Raw genomic sequence first — 22,902 nt, forward strand, 5'->3', positions numbered from 1 at the left:
GGGTTGTGAGCGGCTTGCTATAGTTTGTTGGTGCTTGCAACAACCAACGTGCGTGTCGCGCTGCTCGGCACGCCCACCTTGACCGGCACGAACGGGAGCGCGGCGCCTCTCGATCGCAAGTCGGCCGCCGTGCTGGCGTTCCTCGCCCTCACGGAAGGCGTCACGCGCTCGCGCGTCGCCGGGTTGCTGTGGCCGGAATCGAAGGAGAGCACGGCTCGAAACAACCTCGTGCAATTGCTGAGGCGGTGGCGTCTCGCGCTCGGCGAGGACGTCGTCGTGGGTGGGGACGTGGTGCGCCTCGCCAACTTCGTCGCCGTGGACGCCCTCGACCTTCGAGATGCCTTCTTGCTGGGACGGCACGAGGCGTTCGTCTCGCGAAACGAGGCCTTGCTGGGCGCGTACACGTACGACGACCTGCCGGAATTCGATGAATGGCTGCAAAGCGAACGGGCCCGCTGGAAAGGCTGGCGCCGCGACACGCTCGCCGTCTTGTGTGATCGCGACACGGAGCGTGGCGCGTACGAGCGAGCCTTGTCGTGGGCGCGGCAGTTGCTCGACGTCGACGCGTCGTCCGAGGACACCTTCGTGCGCTTGATGAAAGTGCAGTACCTGCTGGGAGACCGAGACGGCGCGCTCGCGACGTTCGCGCGCTGCGAGGACGTCTTGTGGCGCGAGCACGGCGTGAAGCCGCTTCCCGCGACGCTCGATTTGGCGGGCACCATTCGGGGCGGCGGCAACTTGTCGCGCACCTTCGCTCGGTCGAAGCCTGCCATTCCCCCGTCCGTGCTGCGCCCGCCGATCTTGGCGGGACGCGAACGCGAGTGGGCCCTCATGGACGAGGCGTGGTCGGTCGGCAAGAGCATCGTCATCAGTGGCGCGCCCGGCGTGGGCAAATCGCGTCTGATCAAGGAGTTCGCGGCGAGCAAAGGGCCGTCGTTTCACCTCGACGGTCGTCCCGGCGACACCTCCGTTCCTTACGGCACGTACGCGCGGGTGTGGAGAAGCTTGCTGCGCGCCCGTCCCGACCTCGACTTGCCCGACTGGGTGCGTGAACAACTCGCGCTGTTCATTCCGGAAGTGTGGCCCTCGAAAGCCCCGGCGATGACGTCCCAGGCGGACAAGGAGCGCTTGTACGCGGCGATCGGAGAGCTCGCGTTTCGAATCAGCCGCGGAATGAAGTGCGTCATCGCGGACGACATGCAGTACTACGATTCGGCGAGCATGGAACTCGGGGCGTCCATCGCGCAACGCTTCGTTCCGTTCGACGCGAATCACGGCGTCGTTCCGATGATCGCGGCGCATCGAGCGGGCGAACTTTCCAGCGAAGTCGAAGCGCAGCTTCGAGGCATGTACGAGGCGGGACTGTGCATCTGGCTCGACGTTCAACCGCTCGACCAAACGGCGACGGCGCGCGTGCTCGTGAGCTTGAACCTCCCGCTCGTGGAGGCGAACGCCGCGCGTCTGGTGCGCTCCAGCGGCGGCAACCCGCTGTTCCTCCTCGAGGCGGTCAAGCACCTTCTGGAATACGAGGGCGCCTCGGACGACGAGGTGCCTTCCGTGCCGGAGAAAGTACACGAAGTCATCGGCGAGCGCCTGCGCCGCTTGTCACCGAAAGCCCTGTTGCTCGCGCAGGCGGCGGCGGTGCTGCAATCGAACTTCGACCTCGACCTCGTGAGCGCCGTTCTCGACGCGCCGCTCTTGGACGTTCTGCCCGCGTGGCAGGAACTCGAACGCGCGCAGGTGCTCGCGCGCGGCCAGTTCAGCCACGACCTCGTGTACGAAAGCGTGCGCGCGGGCTTGTCGAACAGCGTTCGTCAAGCGCTGCACCGCAGCGTGGCGCGGGCGCTCGAACGGCAAGACGAGAATCCGGCGCGCATCGCTCGCCACTGGCTCGAAGGAGGCGAGGTGCGCCGCGCCGTGCCGAACTTGCGAGAAGCGGCGCGCGCGTCGTGCGCGTCCTTGCGTTTCGCGGAGGCCGCCGAGGCGCTCGAGCAGGCGGCAACGATTCTCGAGTCGAACGGCGAACTCGACGAAGCCTTCGACGTTTGGCGTTCACTCGTGGATGACGTCCTGCGAACCGGGGCGCTCGAAGCACGGTACGAGGCGACGCTGCGCCGCATGACGGACCTCGCGCGCACGCCCGCTCAACGAGAAGTCGTCGAGCGATACGAGGCCGAGCGAACCACATCGGGCCCTTCCTCCGGGACCTCCCCCTGACGCACGCTTTATCACCGGAAAATCACGTTTCCGATCGTACGCTCTCCTCGTTCGGTGCTCAGCGCACCGTCGAAGGAGATTCGCATGCCTCGATCCACCCGAAATTTCGCACTCGCCCTGACCCTTTCATCTCTCGCCGCGTTCGGTCTGAGCGCGTCCACGAAGCTCACCCCTAACACCGTGAGCGGAAGCGTGATCGACGAGCGCGGCAAGCCCGTGGCAGGCGTCAAGATCATCATCGAGCCCGCGATGTTTCGGGGCACGATCTTCACGAGCACGAACGCGCAAGGCCGCTACCAGTCCATCGAGCTCAATGCGGCCACGAATCCGTACTACGTGAAGGCTTACAAGGAAGTGAAGTACCACGACCAGCAGTACTGCCTGCGAATGGCGGGCGCCCCGGAGGCGTATCAGGAGGCCTTCAACGCGAAGGCGGGAGCTACGCGCAACTTCGTGTGGCGAATTCGGGGCGAGTCGGACATGCCGTCGACGCCGTATGGAGGAGGCAGCTGGGGAGGAACGCTCGCCTTCGAGAGCGTGTACATCGACGACGCCCACCTCATCGACCGCGAGGCGACGATCGAGGTGACGCTCGTACCCGACGGTCCGCTCATCGACGGCAGCAAGGGAGCGACCATCACGCGCACGATTCAGGTCCTCAAGGGTTTGACCGACATTCCCGTCGGGTACTACAAGTTCTCGGCGGTGTTGAGGAACGCGAACGGCACGAAAACGGCCCTGCGCGTCGGTTCGAGCAGCGAGCAAGAGAAATTGGGAAGCACCACGATGATCCTCTTCAAGGGCTTCGACACGTGCGGGCATAGCGGCACGCTGCGACAGACGCCTGTTTGGCTGGCGATGCCGTGAAGCACTGAGCGCGCCGATTCGATCAGAAAGGGCGGCGAGGCCTTAAGGCCTCGCCGCCCTCGTCGTACGTTCAGGAAAAGAGTTCGAAAGCTCGGAAGTTCCCAGGGTGGACGGGACGTGTGACGATTCAACTCGGTTCTTCGGCGATATCGACGGAGCGGGAGAGATACGCCAGGAGAGCCTTCGGGGACGAGAAGGACGTACGCAACGCGTTCTCACGAACGGAAGCTCGCCATACGAGCCGATCGCCGTCACGCTCGAACCACACGCGCAGGACGTACCAGCGGCCGGAGTGCTCACCGTCGTTCTCGGGGATCACGGGTGCCTCGCGCCCTTCGAGGCCCGAGCTGCTTTGACGGACGGCACAGTGAGTCGTCGACGTCGCTCCAGCCACGTCGAGACGGGCGCGACGGTGCGGACGAACACGCCCGCACCGATCAGCAGCACAACGACGCTCACGGCGAGCGCGCCGAGAACGAACACATCGGTGCCCGGCTCGAGCACGGCACGTGCGGGCGCGGCAGGATCGAAATGAACGCTTACCCGGCGCCCTTTCGGCAGGCGCGCGACGATGTCCCGCGCGTACGCCTCGCTCGATTCCGAGGAGCGGTACGTGCGCTGTGACGAGCGGTAGGTGCGCCCCGCGACCGTGTAGACGTACTCCACGCGCGCAGAGTACCGAGTCTTGCCGTCCGAGAGGCTCCATGCCACGCGACTGTCCGTGACGGTTCCCGAAGTCGTCGGCCAGGCAAGGCTGCGAAGGCCTCGCTGCGTGAGCGCGCCGAGCAGGAGCGTGAAGATCAGCGCGACGACGAGGAGGCCGAGACCCACGAACCGCTCGAGCGGCCACGACGCGAACACGCTTTTCATCATTTCGCTTGGCTCACGTCGAAGACGAGCGCGTGAGAGTCGTCGTTCTCCACGACGCTCAAGCTCTGCCCCTTCACGTTGGCGGGCAGTTTGAAGTAGACGCGGAAGCGTGCCTCCTCGCCGGGCCTCAACGTTCCGCTCGTGGCTTCGGCGCGAGACACTTTCAGCGGGTAGTCGTCGTACTCGGTCACGTCACCATCGGCGTCTCGCAGTTTGAACGAGAAGGTGCGCGCGAAGAACGATCGGGCCGACGCCGCGCTCGCCGCGCCGTTACGGACCGTGAAGACTGCGACGAGGGTGCGTTCCCCATCCTCGAGTTCACGCCCCTGGATGGACGTCGCCATGAGCGCGACCGAGTCGAGCTTCAAGTCGAAGTACCCGAGCGGACCGTACACTCCCGTCTTCATCGGCGTGGCTTCGAGCGCCGTCACCTTCGTCGCGTCCGAGGTGTCGGCGAACGGAGCCGGAAGTCCTTTCACCTTGCCGCGCAGATCGTAGCGCACCACCTGCTTGTCGTCCCTGACGTTCACGAGGAGCTTCGGAACGGGACCGGCAGCCGGAACGGCGATGACGACGTACGCGCCTACCTTCTGCGCGGGCTTCAGCGTCGTCTCGAGTCGGTCCGTCGTACCTTCTCGCCCGACGTTGTTCTCGTTTTCGTGGTTGATGTCCTTCGCGTCCACGACCGTGAACTGCAGCGTCCTGGCGAAGTAGTGCAAGTCTTCTTTTTGCGGATTGTGCACCGTGTAATGCAAGATCAGCAGTTTCTCCTTCGCTTTGGGAATGTACACGTTCTCGCCGATCGTGACGCGCGAAACGCTGAACTCGGCGCCCGTGAGGGTGAAGTTGACGGCCTTGCCACCCTTGCCGAGCGTGAACGTCTTGCCGATCTCACCGACGTCACCGGCGAGTTGCGTGGTGCCTTGCACGGTCCTCGCGGGCGGCGTGGCAGGCGTGGTTTGAGCGAAGGCGGGCGAGGTCAGAAGGGCGGTGAGGGCGAGCGTCAACGTGCGTCTTTGAATGGGCATGGGTTCCTCCGGGGCGGCGGTCACTTGGATCGCCGCGTCGAAGGACAACTTGCCGGACGGACGGTGATTTTTGGATGAAGGCGGGTCACCTTTCGCCGCCTCGCGTCGATCCCCTATTGAGCAGTGAAGTGCGGACCCGCGGGTGAAGGTATTGGCAACGTCGCTGGGCGGTAGCATCGGGTATGCCTGGGTCGTTCAAGCTCGCCACCTGGAACGTGAATTCATTGAACGTACGCCTTGCGCAGGTGCTCGACTGGCTCGCAGAGCATGAACCGGACGTTCTGGCCTTGCAAGAAACCAAGGTGCCCGACGACCGCTTTCCCCTCGCGGAGTTGCAGGCGGCGGGGTACCACGTTGCCTACAGCGGCCAGCGCGCGTACAACGGCGTGGCGATCCTCACGCGCGAAGTCACGAGCGACGTCTCTGTGGGCATTCCTGGCTTCGAGGACGAGCAGCGCCGAGTGATCGGCGCGACGGTGCGGGGCGTCCGGATCGCGTGCCTGTACGTGCCCAACGGCCAGGTCGTCGGATCGGACAAGTTCGAGTACAAGCTGGGGTGGCTGCACGCCGCGCGTGAATTCCTGCGCGCGGAGCTCGCCGTGCACGAGCGGCTGGCCGTGGTCGGGGACTTCAACATCGCTCCAGCCGAGCGAGACGTGCACGATCCCCGGCGCTGGGAAGGCAAGGTGCTGTTCAGCGACGTCGAGCGCGCGGCCTTCGCAGGGCTGCTCGATCTCGGGCTGAGCGACGCCTTTCGCCTGTTCGAGCAGCCCGCGAAGGTGTTCAGTTGGTGGCCTTACGGCAAGGTGGGCTTCCCGCGCAATCTCGGCCTGCGCATCGATCACGTGCTGGTCTCGTCCACTTTGGCGGGCGAATGCCGGGAGTGTCGTGTCGACACGCGGCCCCGCGCGCACGAGCGGCCCTCGGATCACGCGCCGGTGATCGCGCAGTTCGAACTGCAGGGTTGACGGTTCATGTTCACGTCTCGCCGTGTGATGCTGTGGCCGTGACGGCCGTTCGACCATTCGGCAAGTTTCGAGGGAAAGCGGGTACCGAGCGCACTCAGGGGATGACCGCGCCCCTACACGTGCCCGTGACGAACGTCGATGGTGTCGAGTTCGCAACGAAGTGTGTGTGGGCGCAGGACTGCACCTCCCGGCATCGTTCGGAGCGCAAGTCCTGATCCGCGCGCTTTCGCGAGTTGCTCCACCCTCGGCTCGAACACCCGACGCTTGTTGATCGAGGCACGTTTGCGGGCGGGTAAGGATTCGGATGGCGTCGAAGTCGAGTGCCGTATCGCCGTGAGGCGGGTCTGACTTCATCACCTGATCCCAAGGCAGTCGTCCGACCATTCGTCAAGACGTCGTCGAGTTCTTTATTGGAAGGTACTCCTAACTCGACTTCCAGCAATGATCATGAATAGCGTCGATTGGCATTGCCATATCTGTCAATGGTCGTAGTACGATATGGCCGTGAAAGCAAAACCCACCGTCTATGTGATTTGCGGATTTATTGGTGCGGGGAAAACCACTTTTGCAAGAAAACTGGAAGAAAAAACTGGCGCCGTGAGAATCACGAAGGACGAGTGGCTCATACGCTTGATTGGAAACGATCCGACCGTGGAGGGATTCGAGAAGTTGGATGGCAGGATTTGCGACCTCTCCAGAGATTTCGCGTTCGAACTTGCCAAAAAGGGCATCGACGTCATTATCGATGAGGGATTCTGGGCAAAGGAGCAACGAGTCGAATTGAGCAGGAGAATCGAGGAAATCGGCGCAAAGGAAGTCTTATATTATGTCGAGACTCCTGTAGAAACGATGCGCGAAAGGGTTGTCGGAAGAAACGCCACGCCAAAGAAGGATTCGTTCGAGATCAGTGCCGAGATGTGGGAAGGTTACCTGAAATTTTGGCAGCCTCCGAGTGACGACGAGCATTACATCCTCGCCGGCGACGTGAAATAAAACGTGGCATGCGACTGGAAAGAGTAGTCGAGGACGAGGCGTGGAGCGGTAAGTTCGGCAGGGCACCGTGGCCGAGCAGCATAGCCGTGCTCTTTGCGCTTCGCCCTCGAGCGTGACGCACCGAGCTCCCGCGGAAAGGACGACCGCGGAAAAGCGAGCGACGGCGCGACGGCGTGCGATTGTCGTGACACCTGGCGTCCAGCACAGCGAAAAGCTGAACTACCGAGGGTCGCCGACAAGACCAAGGCATCGATGGCGCGGCCGCCCAGCTTCATGATCGTGATGAACGACAGAGCGCGGGGCGGTCGTCTGGAAGGGTCACCTGCGCTCCACCTCGCGTCGCGGTGGGCGTAGGGCGCGCCTACACGCCGCCCTCGTCGACGGGGGGAATGTCCACCGTGACGCTTTGCGCTCCGCTCATCGTGACGTTTCCGGCAGCGTCGTAGGCTTTCGCGGTGAACGTCAAGGTGCCGTTGTCCGCGCTCGTGATCGCGAACGAGGCCTCGTACGGAGTCGTGCTGTCGGTCTCCAGGAGGGTCGCGCCTCGGTAGAACTCCACGCGCGTCACGCCGACGTCGTCCGTTGCTCGAGCGGTGAGGGTGTACGTGTCGGCGCTCGTGATGGTCGCCGACGGAGCCGTGAGATCGACCGTGGGCGGCGTGGTGTCCGGGCGAGGAGGAGCGGTGGGGATGTTCACGGTGACGTTGCGCGTCGTACTCGTCGTCACGTTGCCCGCGGCGTCGTACGCTTTCGCGGTGAACGCGAGCGTCCCGTTTTGAGCGCTCGTGACGTTGAACGACGTTTGATACGGGTTGGTCGTGTCCGTGGCGAGGAGGGTGGTGCCTTGATAGAACTCCACGCGCGCGACGCCGACGTTATCCGTCGCCACGACGCTCAGGTCGTACGCACCGGCCGTCGTGACAACCGCCGTGGGCGCGGTCAGTTCCACCGTGGGCGCTGTCGTGTCCGCACCCGGGGGGGCGTCGGTGATGTTCACGGTGACGTTCACGACGCCGCTCGTCGTACTGTTCCCCTCGGCGTCCTTGGCAACCGCTCTGAAGGCCACCGTTCCGTTCTGCGCGCTCGTGACGTTCACGGTCGCCTCGTAGGGCGCGGTGGTGTCCGTGGCAACGAGGACGCCGCCACGGTAGAACTGAACGCTCGACACGCCGACGTTGTCGCTCGCGTCGGCAGCGAGCGTGATGGGACCGGCGGTCGTGACGGTCGTGGGGGCGGCGGTGAGCGTGACGGTCGGCGCGGTGGTGTCCGCCGGAATGAAATCGACGGTGAGAGTGGCGTTGCCGCTCCTGCCGACGTTGCCCGCGGCGTCGTAGGCGCGGGTGGAGTAGCGGATGGGCCCCTCGGGGGTGCCGGCGGGAATGGTGTCGGTCGTGGTGTACGGCGCACTGGTGTCGGTGTCGAGGAGGATGCCGTTCTTGTAGAACTCGACGCGGGTGACACCGACGTTGTCGGTGGGTTTCGAGGTGAGGGTCACCGTGCCGGGCGTCGTGAGCGTCGTGGCGTCGACTTTGATGGTCGCGCTGGGCGCGCTGAGGTCGATTGTCGGACGGGTGCAAGCGGCGAGCATGAGGGTCAGGGCGGCGAGGGCAACGGGTCGTTTCATACGAGCCTCCAGTTCAAGTGCGCCAAGTGCACGATGCACCTCAGTTTACTCACAGCTGTCAGGAGCGAGGGCGGCGCCTGCAACGCGACCATGTTCAGGGTCGAGACAACCGTGGCGTGTGGACGGGTGCATTTTGTCGTGCGCGCGGCGAGGGAGGTCAAGGCCCGACGGTGCTTCGTCGGGCGGTTCCTCGCGTCGCGTCGTTCACGTTGCCCGCCCGAACATGATGTTCTATGCCGTACCGCGCGAGTCGAGGTCCTGCGTCAACGCGCTGGAATGCTCAGGGGTGCGTCGCGAGAGCCGCGCGCATTCCCCGGTGGGCGTCTCGAGCGGCACGCTCCTCGCCTGTCGTCACTTCGTGTCGCGCAACGTCACGCTCGGTTGACGTGAAGTGCGGTGTAAGTGCGGCCGTCGTGTCGGAGGACGTTTTCGTGCCGGTCATGGCGTAGCAGTCGCTTTGAGTTCCATTCGCGTTTTGGTAGTAGCAACCGCTGACGCTCGTGTTGCTCGCCGCCGCGAAGTCGAAGATGAAGAATCGGTCGAACGTACTGTCTTCGTCGAGCAGGGTGAATTTGCTCAAGCTCGGAACGTACCCCGCGACGATCACGTTGCCGAGTTGATCTCGACCGTAGATGTCGTACACCGTGTCGTCGAAGCTGTTTTCTCGAACGTCATCGAGACGGTACGTTTGCTGGAACGTGGTGGAACCGATGTTGTACGTGAACACCCACGTGCCGATGAGCCGTCGGGTTTGCTCTTGATTGAAGGACGACGGAACGTCGATGTTCGTGTTGGCCGTCGCTTGCGCCTGATTGCCTTCTGTGTCGAAGGCGACGGCGCGGTAGACGCGCGTGGCGACCGTTCCACTCGTCGCGGCGCGCGTCGACTCGTAAGGCGCGGTGGTATCGGTGGTGACGAGTTGCCCGTTTTCGTAGAACTCCACGCGGTCGATTCCGTTGGCGTCGGTGGCCGTGGCGCTGACCTTGTACTCCCCGGCGGTCGTGATGCTGGCGGGCGCGGCGATCGTGACGACCGGCGGCGTGGTGTCGGGGGTGATGTCGACGGTGACGTTCACGGCGCTGCTGGTGGTGGTGTTTCCAGCGGCGTCCTTCGCGACGGCCGTGAAGGACAAGGTGCCGTTCTGAGCGCTCGTCGTGGTGAACGTGGCGGTGTAGGGCGACGTGGTGTCCGTCGAGATGAGGGTGGCGCCTCGATAGAACGCCACGCTGGTCACGCCGACGTTGTCGGTCGCTTGCGCGGTGAGGGCGTACGTGCCAGCGTTCGTGATGGTGGGCGCGGGCGCGAAGAGTTCGACCGTGGGAGGCGTGATGTCACGGCCGGGCAAGGGGTCGGAGGGAAAGTTGACGGTGAGAACGGCGTTGTCGCTCGTGCCGACGTTCCCGGCAGCGTCGTACGCGCGGGTGTTGTAACGAATGGTGCCGTTGGGAGTGCCAGCGGTGATGGTGTCGGTGGTGCTGTACGGCGCGGAGGTGTCCGCGCCGATGAGGATGTCGTTCTTGTAGAACTCGACGCGGGTGACGCCGATGTTGTCGGTGGGATTGGAGGTGAGGGTGATGGGACCGGGCGTCGTGACGGTGGTGGGGTTGAGCGTGATGTTGGCGCTCGGGGCAATTTGATCCGGGACGGGCGCTGCGGTGTTGCAGGCGACGAGGGCGAGCGTGATCGTCGTCAGGGCGAAGGCTTTCTTCATTGTTCTCCCATCATGAAGCCTTCGGGTGCAGACGTCACGTCGGGCAGTGCACTCCTCGTGCATACGTCGCTTCACTCAGGCACTTCCCGTCCGGTCACCCGCGCGTCGGTCGAAGACCCGGAGGAGTTCGACACGGCAGGGAAGCATGCTCGTTGGGGCCGTTCGGCACGCCTTTGTCGTGTCCGGCAGTCATCATGAACGCCGGACACGACAGGCAACGCGGCCCTCGTTTCGGCAGTTGCTGGATATCGCGCCTTGTCTCCGAAAGACACAATTGGGCGCAACCTTGAGGTTTGCTCCACGCTTCTCGCATATTCTTGGAACGTGACGTCGACGCACGCTTCCGACATAACGCGTCTCACAGCGCATCTGCACGCTTTGCAGCACGTTACGAGGGCGCTCACCGACGCCACGACCACCTCCGACGTGTCGCGTGTCGTGTTCGACGTCGCCTTCTCCGTTCTGGACGCATGTGAAGCCGGCTTCGCGTTACAGCGCGGCGATACCTTGGAGTTTCATGGCGGCGTGAACACTCCGGACGTCGTGCGGCAGTCGAACCACACCCTCCCCCTCAAGTCTCCCCTGCCCATCGCTGACGCCTCACGTATCGGACAGGCGGTGTACCTGGAGACGCTCCAAGCTCAAATCGACGCCTACCCGAAACACGAAACGTACCTGCGCGATCGCGGCATCCAGGCGACGACCGCCGTGCCGTTCGCCTCGCTCGGTGTGCGCGGCGCACTGGTTCTGTGCTTCACAAGCAAGCAAACGTTCGACGTGACGACGCGCGCCTTCCTCGAAGCGCTCGCCATGCAAATCGGCGCGGCCGTCGCGCGAGCCGAACTCATCGCCGCCGAACGTTCCGCTCGTAGCGCGGCCGAGCAGCACGCCTCCCGCTTGCGCGCGGTCGTGGAAGCCTCGACGAGCTTCGTGTGGTTATCGGGCGCGGACGGGCAAAGCGATGAAGTGGCTGCCTTCTGGTCGGATCTCACCGGCCAGACGCGTGAGGAGGGCGCCGGGTGGGGCTGGTTGAACGCCGTGCACGAACGAGACCGCCAACGCGTCCAAGAGGCGTGGACGCAGGCGTTCACGACCCGGACGCGCTACGACCTCACCTTCGGTGTGCGCGCCAAAGGCGGAGAGGAGCGCTTCGTGAGCGTACGCGGCGTCCCGAGGTTCGAGGACGGACAGGTGGTGGAGTGGACGGGCAGCTTCGATGATGTCACGGAGCGTGTGAAGGTCGAAGCTCAGCTCAGAGAACGTGAGGCGCGCCTCGCATTGCTCTTGGAGCACGCGCCCGCCGCCATCGCGATGTTCGATCAGGAGATGCGTTACCTCGCGGTATCCAATCGCTTTCGCTCCGACTTCCGCCTTCCACACGACCTCGTCGGGCGCTTCCACTACGACGTCTTTCCCGACACCCGTGACCGCTGGTTGGATTTCAACGCGCGCGCCTTGGCCGGTGAGGAGTTGAGCTGCGACGAAGACGCGTTCGAGCGTACGAACGGAAGCGTCGATTTTGTTCGTTGGACGCTCGCACCTTGGCGCGCGGCGACCGGGGAAGTCGGCGGCGTCATCCTGTTCGCCGAGGTCATCACGGAGGCGGTGGAATCGCGACGGCGTGACGCCTACCTGCTCGCGCTCGAAGAGCGTCTGCGCGCCGCGCCGAGTGGAGGGGACGCCGTGCAAGCAGCGCTCGAACACCTTGGCGTGCAACTCCAGGCGTCGTTATGCGTCTTGATGGACGTGCAACCTGACGGCGAGACGGGGGTGATCGAGCGCGAGTGGCGCCGCGTGTCCATTCCGTCCGTCTTGGGTCGCCACCGCCTCGCGGATTACGGCGAAGTGCGCGCCCGACTCGTGTCGGACGGACATACCGTCGTGGTGAACGATGTCGAAGCGGACGTACGCACGGCGAAGACGAGCGTGGTCGGTGCGTACGAGGCGATCGGCGTGCGCGCGTCGCTCGACGTGCCGCTCATGCGCGGCGGTACGCTGCGAGCGCTCGTGTCGCTGGCGTCGAGCGAGCCCCGTACGTGGCGGGGCAGCGAGATCGATTTGGCACGTGAAACTTTGGAGCGTGTTTGGCAAGCCGCCGAACGCTCGCGCGTCGAGGACGCCTTGCGAGCGAGCGAGAGCCGTTTGCGGCTCGCGACGGACGCCGCGCAAACCGGGACGTGGGATTTCGACCTCGTGACGAACACCTTGCGGTGGGACGAGCGCGCGAAAGCGTTGTTCGGCTTGCCTGCCGACGCTGAAGTGACCTACACGGACACCTTTCTAGCGGGGCTCCATCCGGACGACCGTGCCGCGACCGACGCGGCGGTCGAAGCGGCGTTGGATCCGTGCGGATCGGGCGAGTGCGACCTCGAGTACCGCGCGATCGGACTGCAAGATGGCGTGGAGCGCTGGATCGGCGCGCGAGGCCGCGCCTTCTTCGAAGGAGGTCGAGCGGTACGCCTGATCGGAACGGTGATCGACCTCAGCGAGCGCAAGCGCGTTGAAGCGCAGCTTCGAGAGATGAACGAGACACTCGAGCGGCGCGTGCGCGAGCGAACGCAGGCCTTGGAGCGGTCGAACGCCGAACTCGAGCGTTTCGCCTACATCGCTTCTCATGACTTGCAAGAGCCGATTCGAACCGTCACGAGCTTTTCGGGCCTTCTCGAGCAGCGTTACGATGCGTCGTTGGACGAACGCGGACGCCTGTACTTGAAAATGCTTCGGCAAGGCGCGAGTCGAATGAAGACCTTGGTGGACGATTTACTGGCGTTTTCGCGTCTCAAGGGGGACGCGGCACCTCTCAAGCCCGTGGATTTAAATCTGCCGCTTTCAGAAGCGCTCGCGCGTCTCGAGCGGCGTCTGGCGGAGACGGAGGCACACGTCACCTGCGATACGCTGCCCACCGTGCTGGGGGACGGTCCGGGACTCTCGCAAGTGTTTCAGAACCTCATCGGGAACGCCGTGAAATTCGTCCGGCCCGGCGTGACGCCCGAAGTGCACGTTGGAGTGGCCCAGGAGAGCACGTCGTGGCACGTGACCGTGGCCGATAACGGCGTCGGCATCGAAGAGGCGTACTTGGAGCGCATCTTCGAGTTGTTCCAACGGTTGCATCCCAAGCATGAGTTCGAGGGAACGGGCTTGGGCTTGGGCATTTGTCGCATGGTCGTGGAGAGACATGGCGGACGCATCTGGGCCGAATCTACGATTGGCGTTGGGAGCGTCTTCCACTTCACCTTACCGGTTCGTTCGCCCGAAGCGTAGGATCGCAGAACGGTACGGTCGAAAATGGGCCACCTGCTGGCACCTTCCGTGACTCGAGCGGCGAGGCGAGGTTAAGCGGCGTGTTGCTCGGCGTTCTTCATGACGACCAGTCGCATGACCGGGCTCGTCCGCAGTCCATCGACATGTACTGGCAACCATCCTGCCTTTCGAGCGCGAGGGGGAGCAGGGTCGGCGGAAGGAACGCCGCCGAACTCGCCTCGAGCTTACGCGGGTCGTACGAGGTCCTCGCTCACGCTGGAAGTTGGTAAAAGGTCGTATTTCCGTCGGCTTTCTTCGGCTTTCCTCGCGCTCAGCAACGCTTCGGCGCGTCACGCGAGGAAAGGCCATGAGGGGATCGCGCACCGCGCTGATCACCGGATGCGCTTACGTCGTGTTCCCCTTGCCGTTCACGAGCCGGTCTCTGAGAAGCGAGATCACGGTGCATGCGGTGACACTGGCTCAGGAAGGCCTTCAAGGTCATCTGATGCGTGGTGTTTCTGTGAGCGTGGTGTCGTGACCCCGTTGTCGGAGAGGCGGCCGCGCTCACCGACGTCTTGTTCGCGAGCATGCACGTCCCGATCGTCACTTCGGATCCGCGCGTGGCCTTCGCACCGATTGCAGGGTCGTCGGGTCTGCTCGGCTTGATCTACGCCGGGCTCACCCTTCGCACCGGTCGTGTCTGGCGGGCGCTGCTGTTGCACAGCGCCGCCGAATGGAGCCTCGCGCTGATCAGGGTCGGCGTCTCACTCGCTTGAAACGCAGTCCTCGCCTTGGGGATACCCAGGCGACCCGTTTGCCAGCCCTGGGTGTCACGTTACCGTCTGGCGATCTTTACATGAGGAGGGCCGCCTGCCTTGTGAGAGCCCGGCTGGAAGAACAACTCCTTGCACCGTCATCCATTACCCCTCCCCTTCCCGTCGCTCTTGCCGAGCTTCCGGTTGGCGCGTCGAGAATGAGCCACAGGTCGCCGGGATGAAGGAGTTTCAGGACGAAAGGGGCACGTGTCCCAAGTGCGTTGCCGTCTACCTGCACTGTATCTATATCTATGCGTTCGGAAGACTCACGCACGCCTCGGCGACTGCCGTGACATGGCGAACGTCGGTGCCGCAGCAACCACCCAGCACCGTGATTTGCGGCTGTACGTCGAGGAGCTTGCGGTAGAGGCGGCCAAGTTCGACTGGATCTCCCGCATCGAGCTCCGTCATGGCGTCGAGTTCCGCGTGACTGCAGCGCGAGGCATTCGCGCGCACACCGCGAATACGCTGAGTCCAGGCCGCTCGATCGCGCAGAACCGCCGCGAAATGGTCCGGATGGGCGCAGTTGATCATGAAGTAGGTTGGATACCCGCCGGTCGCCTCGTCGACGGCCCGCACGGCGTCCATCAGAGAGTCGCCCGTCGGGAGCCGCCCGTCCGTCTCCACCGTGAATGAAATCGCGATCGGCAGACCGACCTGGGCCGCGGCCAAAGCGATCCCGGTCGCTTCGTTCACGTTGTTCATGGTGATTGCCGAAAGCATGTCGACGCCTGCCGAGGCCAGTACTCGCGCTTGATGCCCGTGGTAGTCGGTCGCCTCCGCGACGCTCATGATCCGACCGGGATCGTAGCCGTCACCGCGTGGGCCGACGCAACCGCTGACCACGATTTCGAGCGCGTCACCCGCGAACTCGGCTCTCAAGCGGTGCAGCAACTCGACCGCCTCGACGTTGAGCCGATCGAGTTCGGCTTGTTGAAGTCCGAGCGGCGCGGCCCAATCGGGGCTGGCACGCCAAGTGGCGCTTTCGAGGATGAACCCCGTGCCGAGACGACGTGCGAGCTCGAGATAGGGACGGTAATACGCTTCGAGCGCAGCCCGACCCTCCGCCGTGCCGAGCAGGACGACGGAGGCGAAATAGGGAAGGTCGATGCCGCGGTTGAAGAGAAGATCCGTCTCCAAACCGCCGTCGGTCAGGACAAGACGCGTGAGTTGAGGCAGCGGTCCTTTCATATTGTCCTCCACCCGTCAGGCGGGTCGTGGGCAACGCGATGCAGAGCGAGTTTCAGTTTACAGGTAAGGCACGTCGGAGTGGGACACGTTGTAGCAGGCCAGTGCGAAGGGTCGCCGTCAGGGACCCGTTCGACCCCCCGCCGGCCACATGCCCTGAACAAGGAAGTGAGCGTCCGTGCCGTCCAGGCGGATCACCCAAACGTCATCCGCCCGTTCCGCGGTACGACCGTGTTCGAAGGCCAGTTCCCATCCGTCCAGGGAGACCGTCACGCGAAACGCGTACTCGTCGTGAATGACGAGACCGGCCGAATTTGAAGTCGTCCAGCCACACGTTGCTGTTCACACGCGTCGGGCCATGCTCGTCCAAACCGTCTTTCGTGTACACGAACCCGCTGGCGTCGGGCAGCCAAGCGACGCTGTAAATCGTATTCGCCGTGAGCAGTTCCTCGCCGACACGCTGCCCCTCCGCACCGAGCATGATGCTCGCGCCTTCGAGCGGATCGCAGGACGTGTACAAAAACTCCTGAGCGCGCGCTTTCGTGGGAGCATAAGCGACCTTTCCCAAGAAGCCTGGCGTCTCGAGGAGGTTCTCGCCCATGTCGATCATGTCGATCGGTCGAGGCTGGCTGCTGACGCGGTTGATGCAGCATTCCGCGAAGCGGTACAGGAACGCCGCTCCGTCGAATCGCCACGACAACTTGCTCGCCTGAACTTCACGCAACCCGGAGGCCGTCACGTCGATGGTTCCGAGCGCGTTCACTTGCCCGCCGTGAGTGGCGCTCCTGGACCAATCCAACGGTACATCCCGTTCATGCCTGGCATGAATTGCGCACGACCCGGAAACACCGCGACGTTGTCGAAGCGAACCGAGCCGCTGGCCGAAACGGCCTTCGGGGCGTCCGCACCCTGCATGTAAACCAGCCGGGGCCCGTCGGTGCGAGTTCCGCTTGCCGTAGGGAGCTTCACCGTGGCCGTCACGGACGCTTTCTTGGAAGTGCCGAGCATGGACGGTGGACGGAGCGGGGCTGTTCGTGACGCGCCGCGGCTCGGTTCCGTCCGGCTTCAGGGCGTAGGTGTCACTCGAGTACAGCGACCTTGCGCTGTCCCGCGCGCCGATGAACGCCAACTCGCGACCATTCGGGCGCCAAGCGAGTTCCGGCAAAAAGACGTCCGCGTTGCTGTTGAGGATCAGGAGGACTTGGTCATGGTTTCCGTCCGCATCCACGGGGTGCGATTCCGTCTTGGGGACCGCGTTCGCTTTCACGTACGCGATGAGTCCGTCGGTCTGCGCGGCCGCGACGCTGAGGGCAGCGAAGATGGTGTGGACCAGCCGAGCGCGGTGGTTCGCAAGCTCCTCCTGTCGTTCCAGCCTACACCCGGTCATGAGTGGAGCGGGGCACCGCCGCGTACGTGATTTCCGATGCAGCGTCAAAACCTCGCTGCATCGTCCCCCGATCGTATGGCTGTGCGAACGACGATGAGCCGCAAAGAAAACAGACTGCGACAACTCAGGAAAAAGCGCCCCATCGAAGCGCTAGTCACTTCAACAGGGCGTCGGGTGCGCAGAGCGGTGGCTTTATGGGCATGACGGGCGTTCATTGGAGTTCGAAGTGTCCGCCCTGAAAGTTTATATGGACGAGTAATATTTTCAAAATCCTTTTTATTCAATCCTTTATCCCAAAGACTAACTGCTACCTCCGCGCTTCAGGAGAATGTGCAGACGGTAATATCCGTAATTGTCTTCGAACTTATGATCCCAGGCGTTGATAATGATATCGCCATCCATAGTAGAGGTACGCGAATTGTACTCTCTTCCCTCACGAAGGAAAAACGCGTTAGAAATATGGTCTGGGAGGTTCCTGTCCGTTCTAGGCTGGTGATCCTTGATCCAGCGTTCTTTATGATCCGAATCTCCGCTGTAGAACGTTTGACCCGCGGCCGGCATGCTGATCAAAACGCCGCCTTCCGCGCGAGCGCGTTCGCCGGTCCCAGGGTCGTACCCGAATGGGTCACGCCTCTTGCTCTTGACCTTCTCCGGCTTAAAAACATCCTTTGCGAATTTCTCTGCCGCGCTAATGAAAGGAGCGAGTTCCGGCGCTCCGAAAGCCGCCGCCGTTATTCCCGCACCTGCAGCAGCGATGGAAATGATGCCTGATGCGTACTCGTTTTCGGTGTCCTCGTCAAATGAGGCTAGACCTGTACTGGAAACGACATCGATCGTGTCGCCTTTTTTCACACCTGTGATCAGGATGCCATTGGGGTCACGTGGGTTCACGAAGACAATGACGGCTAAACCCGCATCAGCTGGACTCCATGTCACCTCTTCCGCGAATCCTGGAGGAGCGTTATTGATGCCGTAGCTCGCCATGCTCGATTGCGGTTTGGGTTGGCCGGACTTGGATGTCCTCCACGCGATAGTTTGCGATGCGGCAATGAACCGACGAGGCCCAGACAATGCAGCCTTGTTATTCTTCAATACAGCATTTCCGACAACTCCCCTACTCGTGATCGTCGATTGGAGATTGCGCAAAACTTGCTGCGCGTTGAGCGTACTGCTCAGCGCTGGAGGAGTTGCTTGAGCCAGCATAGGGGTATTGAATGGGGAAGGCATCGTTCCACTCGCCAAGAAGCTCAAGAACATTCCAAACGAAAGCAGGCGAACGCTGTTCGTGCTCATACCTTTCCTCTCGATCTGAGTGCCGTACCGTCACGACATGTTTCGACGTGGAGAGCATGGTGGACTTGGTTGGAGCGGTGGAGAGAAGGTTCGGCTTGTAGGGTGAGGCGGTGAAGCAACGAGGCGAGGGCGTATCGCCTCGTTGAAACCCACGGGCCTCCGAGACGCTGTCTGAAGGGGTGAAACGGTCAGCTGCTCAGGACTCTTGGCGGTGCATCGGGCCCACACTCCTTCTCGTTGACCGAGTTAGATAGGTGCTGATTTGTGAACGCCGCGCTTCACTTTCAGAATACACGCTTATCGTGAAGTGGGTTACGAATGGACCTCCCCGGTTCAAGCGGAGTCTCGTGCTTGACCCTTCCCACTCCTGGCGCGGAACCTGAAATTTCTATTGCTCGGGTAAGCGACGTAAAACTGTGATGGCCGAGGCCATGTCGAATACAGCGTCCGTCGGGTGGCACGTCAACTTCTCGCCGCGTCGCCTGAAATCCTGTTCGACACGGCGAGAAGAGCTGTTCCTCCTGCCCTGACGTCGGCAGTGACCTTCCTCGAGCGTGGTCAATCCGTAAAGCAACCAGGGTCTAGCTTGTTCGCAGCGTGAAATGCTGCGTGCGCCGGTCCATGCTCTTCCTGCTCGGCTCGCATCATCTTCGCGAGCACGTTGCGCGGAATTCCGAACATCGGGGCGTACACCGATAGGTACGCCATACAACTGGCGTTTGCACGTGTAGGGTCGGGTCCTGCGAGTGAGGCACTGAAGCCAAAGAGCGCAGAGAGGGCGAGCGCGGGAAGCAGCATGTTCCTCATGGCAACCTCGAACGTACTCCAACAAGAAGGGAGGGCGCGTCGGCTCTATTCGTCCTCCTGTCGTTCAGCGACCGATGTAAGGCAGCACGACGCCAAGATCCGACCGCCGTGGCAGACAGTTGTCCTCGACCTGGCTGTAGATGAGCCCTACCGGTCGACTGCCGAGCCGCACCACTCGCATCTCGTGAATGGCCGTCTGGCACTCGGCTGGCACGCCCTCGATCGGCTCGACGGTCAGCAGCGCGCGCGTTCCGTCGAAACGTACGGTGCCGCGCGGCCAGTTCTTGAAGGGGGCCACCGTGTGCTCTGGCGTGTCGGCAATGACGAACGAGCCGTCCGCGTTGTAGCGGATGTACCCCACCCCATCCTGCGCGGCGAAGAGTGGATTGCCCAGGTACTGCTTCCACACCCCCACGATGTCGGCCAACCGGGAGGCAATCACGATACAGGGCACCGCCTTGCCCGGCTCGCACGTGACGAGGGGTGGTCGGGGCCCGGCGGGTGAACGTGTGGGGGCTTGGGCCAAAGCAAGGCACGGCAGGAGCAGGCAGGCAGCGATCATAGTCTTGATCATGAGGGTCCTCCTGTCCCGGGACATCCTCATTACAGCACCGCGTCCAACGCCTCACAACCACATGGAGGCTCGCGCGTCGTACCATAAATCGTACCGTACTCAAGGGGGCGACCGACGCCATGACAGAGCACACGAGCGTAGGAAGCTGGGTCCGCGCTCGACGGGTCGCGCTGGACCTCTCCCAGAAGCGCCTGGCGAAGTTGCTAGGCTGCTCGCCGGTGACGGTGCAGAAAATAGAAGAGGGCCGTCGCCGCCCGTCTCCTGTACTCGCCGAGGCATTGGCGAAGCATCTCGACTTGGCCGAGGAGCAGGTGGCACCCTTCCTGCTCCTGGCCCGCACGGCGCCCCCGGTGCCACGCGTTGCGCCCGCCGCCGTCAGTTCGGAGCCGTTGCCAGCGCCGCTCACGCCTCTGATTGGCCGCGTGGAGGAACTCGTCGCCCTAACGGGATACCTGCAGTACGGTGAGCGGCGGCTCGTGACGCTGACGGGTCCGCCCGGCGTTGGAAAGACCCGCTTAGGGCTGGAGGCGGCCCGGGCCCTCGTAAGCACCGTAGGCGAGGTGCGTTTCGTACCGCTCGCATCCCTCTCGGACCCTGCTCGGGCCTGGCCGGAAGTGGCACGCCGCCTCAAGTTGAGCGACGCTGGCCGCAAACCAGCTCTCGATCGGCTGGCCGCACATTGGCAGGAGCGACCCGCGCTGCTGGTCCTGGACAACTTCGAGCACCTCCTGGACGCTGCGCCGGGGCTGGTGGCGCTGATGGAGAGAGCGCCAGCGCTGCGGATTCTTGTTACGAGCCGAGAGGCGTTACGTGTCACGGGCGAGCAAGTCTGGCCGCTCGAGCCTCTCGCGCTTCCTGCCTCGGGCAAGCGCTCGCTCAGCGCGCTGCTGGCCTGCCCGGCCGTGGCCCTCTTCGTAGACCGCGCCCACGCGATTGCTCCCCACTTCACTCTTGCAGAGAGCGACGCCGAGCACGTCGCGGAAATCGTCGCGCGGCTCGATGGCCTGCCACTCGCCCTGGAACTCGCTTCGGCCCGCGCCGGGCACCTTCGTCCGGCCGAGCTTGCCGAGCAATTGCGGGCGACGCCCTTCGCGCCCCTCGGCGACGGCCCCCGCGATGCGCCAGCTCGACAGCGAACTCTTCACGCTGCAATCGCGTGGAGCTACGAGCGCCTACCACCTGACTTGCAATGCTGCTTCCGACACCTCGGGGTCATGGCCGGACGCTTTACAGCAAAGGCGGCAGCGAGCGTGGCGAGAGCGGGACTCAAAGATTTCGACAAGCTGCTCGCGGCTCACCTGGTGGGCCGCGACCTTACCAAAGAAGGTTACGAGCTGTTGGAGACGCTGCGTGCCTTCGCGTTGGACCGTCTGGTGGACCAGGGCGAACTGGAAGCGGCTGCGGCTGCGCACGCACGATATTTTCTCGAAGAGTTCTGCGCTCCCCAGGGCGTGACCATGGAGGACAACGCTGCCTTGGAAGGCGAGGTGGACAACTTACGGGCCGCGCTGAGATGGTTCATCGACCAGCGTGACTCGGAGGCGGCATCCCGACTCGCCGTGAATTTGCGCTGGTTCTGGGAGACGCGTGGTCTGCAACGCGAGGGGCTGGAGTGGTTCGAGGCCGCGCTTGCTCTGCCAGGAGAGGTGGAGGTCGAGTTGCGCTTGCAGACCATTTTCAGTGCGTCGACGCTCGCGTGGCAACTCGGCCTCTTCGAGCAAGCCGTGACCGTGTTGCTCGCTGGGCTCGACTTGACGCGAGCGTCGAGTCAGCCCGTCTGGGAGCGTCGACTTCTATTTACCCTTGGACGGGTCGAGGTGGAACAGGGACACGCGGACAACGCCCTCGCCCCGCTGCAGCGGGCCCTCGAGTTGTGTCAGGGCCAAGAGGGGAACGGCGTTGACTACGCTGGCACATTGTTCCAGCTCGCCGATGCCCACCTGTCCCTCGGAAAGGTCGAGCAAGCGCGGGTCCTGGCCGAGCAGGGTCTTGCCGTCTGCCTTGCCGAGCCGGGCATGTTCTGGGAGCAGCATCTGCAGACGCTGCTGGGCGAGGTGGCTCTGCACGAAGGCGATACGAAGAGCGCCCTGGCATGCCTAACGCTGGCCCTGAATCTGAGTGAGCGGGCCCAGCATACGCGTCCGCTCACGTTGCTTCTTGCAGTCGTGGCCCGCGCGATCGCGGTCTTCGGCGAAGAACCAGAGTCCCCGCTGATCGCCGCGCGTTTATGGAGTGCAGTGGCGACGTACCGAGAGGCAGCGGGGCTACCGTTGGCGGTAGCGCATCGTGTACGGATCGACGCGGCCATAGCGCAAGCACGAGCACGGGCGCCTCAAAGTCGGTGGCATGACGCGTGGATGGAGGGCATGTCTTGGGATCTGGCCAAGACAGTGGAACGAGCCCGAGACGCCCTGCACGCGGTGAGTTCGGAGCGGCGAATCGAACCATCGTTCTCGGGGCGGGGGGCCGAGGATGAAGCCAACGCTCCATAGCCGTTATTTCCGGCTCACATGCTGTCGCGAAGAAGGTGCGTGAATCTCGGGCGCACAGGGCGTCGTTGCTCTTTGTCGCAGATCACGTAGACCGCGCGGCCGTCAGGCCCTTTTAAACGTCGCCTTCGCCTTTTTAATAGAGTCAAGCGAAGGAACAAAACACTCACCACTCGAGCGAAGGCGGACTCCCCGTATGATGGCGCCACGGTCCGCGTTTCTCACTTTGTCCCCCAAGCCGCAGGAGCCGGGATTGATGCACTCGTCAAGCGTCGACTTGTTCGGCACCGCCACTCGGAGGATCGCTCCGAGTTCGATCAAGATGATTGATGGCAGCGTCGTAGCAGCAGCATGCGGCGGCGGTACGGCGATGGCTGCGACAGTCGGGGGTTCTCGTACCGTACAGAGATCGCCGTACAGTCGTTCGAGGGCGTCATGACGCCCTATGCGTTCTACACGCCATTTCGTCGCCGAACGCCTCGGGCGACCCGGGGACTTTGTTCTTCAGGTGGGGTCGGGGTCTTGGAAGACGGCGCGAAGGCGATCGTTGGTTCCTTTCGGGGCAATACAAAGCTCGAGGCCGAGCGTGTCGAGGATGTCGGCGATTCGCTCGCTAGGAATCGCTTGCTCTCCTCGAACCATGTGCGAGACGGCAGCGCGAGAAACGCCCAGCTTCTCGGCGAGGCGGGTGGCGTAACCGCGGGGTTGGGCGCGTATCTTCTGGCGCGTGGCCGCTTCGATCTCATCCCAAGTCATCTCTCCCTCATCCTTTCCGAGAATAGGCAAGCAAAGTGCGCGCCAGGCTTCACAGTTCGCCGTCCCGCGCTCGAC

General features: G+C 63.4%; 15 protein-coding genes and 1 pseudogene. 7 read left to right on the forward strand and 9 right to left on the reverse strand.

All coding sequences use genetic code 11. From position 1 onward, the window contains the following. Positions 1-30: 30 nt before the first annotated feature. Positions 31-2,217, forward strand: a complete 2,187-nt coding sequence (locus DES52_RS13615) for an ATP-binding protein (protein ID WP_170131056.1) — start codon at positions 31-33, stop codon at positions 2,215-2,217. Between the two features lie 84 nt (positions 2,218-2,301). Further along, on the forward strand, positions 2,302-3,084 hold the full coding sequence (locus tag DES52_RS13620) for a carboxypeptidase-like regulatory domain-containing protein (RefSeq protein ID WP_110887365.1): 783 nt from the start codon (positions 2,302-2,304) through the stop codon (positions 3,082-3,084). A gap of 315 nt (positions 3,085-3,399) precedes the next feature. On the opposite strand, the gene DES52_RS13630 is transcribed toward DES52_RS13620, so the two are convergent. Together DES52_RS13630 and DES52_RS13635 are read right to left on the reverse strand one after the other, a co-directional pair. Further along, the gene (locus DES52_RS13630) at positions 3,400-3,957 is read right to left on the reverse strand and encodes a DUF3592 domain-containing protein (RefSeq protein WP_110887367.1); all 558 of its coding nucleotides are present in this window, start codon (positions 3,955-3,957) and stop codon (positions 3,400-3,402) included. Beyond that, positions 3,954-4,982 carry a DUF4352 domain-containing protein gene (locus tag DES52_RS13635; protein WP_110887418.1) on the reverse strand — a complete coding sequence of 343 codons (1,029 nt, stop codon included), beginning with the start codon at positions 4,980-4,982 and terminating at the stop codon, positions 3,954-3,956. The genes DES52_RS13630 and DES52_RS13635 overlap by 4 nt, the downstream gene beginning before the upstream one ends. A 182-nt stretch (positions 4,983-5,164) precedes the next feature. On the opposite strand from DES52_RS13635, the gene xth reads away from it, so the two are divergent. Together xth and DES52_RS13645 are read left to right on the forward strand one after the other, a co-directional pair. Continuing rightward, on the forward strand, positions 5,165-5,950 hold the full coding sequence (xth, locus tag DES52_RS13640) for an exodeoxyribonuclease III (RefSeq protein WP_110887368.1): 786 nt from the start codon (positions 5,165-5,167) through the stop codon (positions 5,948-5,950). 504 nt (positions 5,951-6,454) lie between these two features. Next, positions 6,455-6,943 (forward strand): P-loop nucleotide/nucleoside kinase family protein, encoded by a 489-nt coding sequence (locus DES52_RS13645; RefSeq protein WP_170131057.1) that lies wholly within the window; start codon positions 6,455-6,457, stop codon positions 6,941-6,943. A 361-nt stretch (positions 6,944-7,304) separates the two neighbouring features. Here the strand turns inward: DES52_RS13645 and DES52_RS13650 are convergent, their stop codons facing one another. Both DES52_RS13650 and DES52_RS13655 read right to left on the reverse strand, forming a co-directional pair. Continuing rightward, positions 7,305-8,567 (reverse strand): Ig-like domain-containing protein, encoded by a 1,263-nt coding sequence (locus tag DES52_RS13650; RefSeq protein WP_110887370.1) that lies wholly within the window; start codon positions 8,565-8,567, stop codon positions 7,305-7,307. Between the two features lie 280 nt (positions 8,568-8,847). Further along, positions 8,848-10,278 carry an Ig-like domain-containing protein gene (locus DES52_RS13655; protein ID WP_110887371.1) on the reverse strand — a complete coding sequence of 477 codons (1,431 nt, stop codon included), beginning with the start codon at positions 10,276-10,278 and terminating at the stop codon, positions 8,848-8,850. Between the two features lie 324 nt (positions 10,279-10,602). On the opposite strand from DES52_RS13655, the gene DES52_RS13660 reads away from it, so the two are divergent. After that, a complete protein-coding gene (locus tag DES52_RS13660) occupies positions 10,603-13,539 on the forward strand; it encodes a PAS domain S-box protein (protein WP_170131058.1) in 2,937 nt (978 codons plus the stop codon). Positions 13,540-14,084: 545 nt separating this feature from the next. After that, positions 14,085-14,294: pseudogene (locus DES52_RS13665) on the forward strand (CPBP family glutamic-type intramembrane protease); the annotation flags it as partial. Between the two features lie 288 nt (positions 14,295-14,582). On the opposite strand, the gene DES52_RS13670 reads toward DES52_RS13665, so the two are convergent. From DES52_RS13670 to DES52_RS13700, 4 genes are all read right to left on the reverse strand, one after another. Further along, on the reverse strand, positions 14,583-15,524 hold the full coding sequence (locus tag DES52_RS13670) for a homocysteine S-methyltransferase family protein (protein WP_110887374.1): 942 nt from the start codon (positions 15,522-15,524) through the stop codon (positions 14,583-14,585). 202 nt (positions 15,525-15,726) lie between these two features. Next, the gene (locus DES52_RS13675; protein WP_146237294.1) at positions 15,727-16,320 is read right to left on the reverse strand and encodes a hypothetical protein; all 594 of its coding nucleotides are present in this window, start codon (positions 16,318-16,320) and stop codon (positions 15,727-15,729) included. Positions 16,321-17,208: 888 nt separating this feature from the next. After that, a complete protein-coding gene (locus DES52_RS13690; RefSeq protein ID WP_146237295.1) occupies positions 17,209-18,201 on the reverse strand; it encodes a hypothetical protein in 993 nt (330 codons plus the stop codon). Positions 18,202-19,072: 871 nt separating this feature from the next. Beyond that, entirely contained in the window at positions 19,073-19,582 is a 510-nt protein-coding gene (locus DES52_RS13700) for a hypothetical protein (protein WP_146237296.1), read from the reverse strand. A 119-nt stretch (positions 19,583-19,701) separates the two neighbouring features. Between DES52_RS13700 and DES52_RS13705 the strand changes: the two genes are divergently transcribed. Beyond that, positions 19,702-22,074, forward strand: coding sequence for an ATP-binding protein (locus tag DES52_RS13705; RefSeq protein ID WP_110887381.1), 2,373 nt, complete (start codon positions 19,702-19,704; stop codon positions 22,072-22,074). A gap of 501 nt (positions 22,075-22,575) precedes the next feature. Here the strand turns inward: DES52_RS13705 and DES52_RS13710 are convergent. After that, positions 22,576-22,827 (reverse strand): helix-turn-helix domain-containing protein, encoded by a 252-nt coding sequence (locus DES52_RS13710; RefSeq protein ID WP_110887382.1) that lies wholly within the window; start codon positions 22,825-22,827, stop codon positions 22,576-22,578. Between the last annotated feature and the right edge of the window lie 75 nt (positions 22,828-22,902).

It is taken from the genome of Deinococcus yavapaiensis KR-236 (assembly GCF_003217515.1).
Lineage (GTDB): Bacteria > Deinococcota > Deinococci > Deinococcales > Deinococcaceae > Deinococcus_A > Deinococcus_A yavapaiensis.

Excerpts from the sequence above, each read along its gene's own strand:
- DES52_RS13705 (WP_110887381.1), top strand. The coding sequence starts at position 19,702 with ATGACAGAGCACACGAGCGTAGGAAGCTGGGTCCGCGCTCGACGGGTC.
- DES52_RS13620 (WP_110887365.1), top strand. The coding sequence starts at position 2,302 with ATGCCTCGATCCACCCGAAATTTCGCACTCGCCCTGACCCTTTCATCT.
- DES52_RS13670 (WP_110887374.1), bottom strand. The coding sequence starts at position 15,524 with ATGAAAGGACCGCTGCCTCAACTCACGCGTCTTGTCCTGACCGACGGC.
- DES52_RS13650 (WP_110887370.1), bottom strand. The coding sequence starts at position 8,567 with ATGAAACGACCCGTTGCCCTCGCCGCCCTGACCCTCATGCTCGCCGCT.
- DES52_RS13690 (WP_146237295.1), bottom strand. The coding sequence starts at position 18,201 with ATGAGCACGAACAGCGTTCGCCTGCTTTCGTTTGGAATGTTCTTGAGC.
- xth (WP_110887368.1), top strand. The coding sequence starts at position 5,165 with ATGCCTGGGTCGTTCAAGCTCGCCACCTGGAACGTGAATTCATTGAAC.
- DES52_RS13635 (WP_110887418.1), bottom strand. The coding sequence starts at position 4,982 with ATGCCCATTCAAAGACGCACGTTGACGCTCGCCCTCACCGCCCTTCTG.
- DES52_RS13700 (WP_146237296.1), bottom strand. The coding sequence starts at position 19,582 with ATGATCAAGACTATGATCGCTGCCTGCCTGCTCCTGCCGTGCCTTGCT.
- DES52_RS13630 (WP_110887367.1), bottom strand. The coding sequence starts at position 3,957 with ATGATGAAAAGCGTGTTCGCGTCGTGGCCGCTCGAGCGGTTCGTGGGT.
- DES52_RS13710 (WP_110887382.1), bottom strand. The coding sequence starts at position 22,827 with ATGACTTGGGATGAGATCGAAGCGGCCACGCGCCAGAAGATACGCGCC.
- DES52_RS13655 (WP_110887371.1), bottom strand. The coding sequence starts at position 10,278 with ATGAAGAAAGCCTTCGCCCTGACGACGATCACGCTCGCCCTCGTCGCC.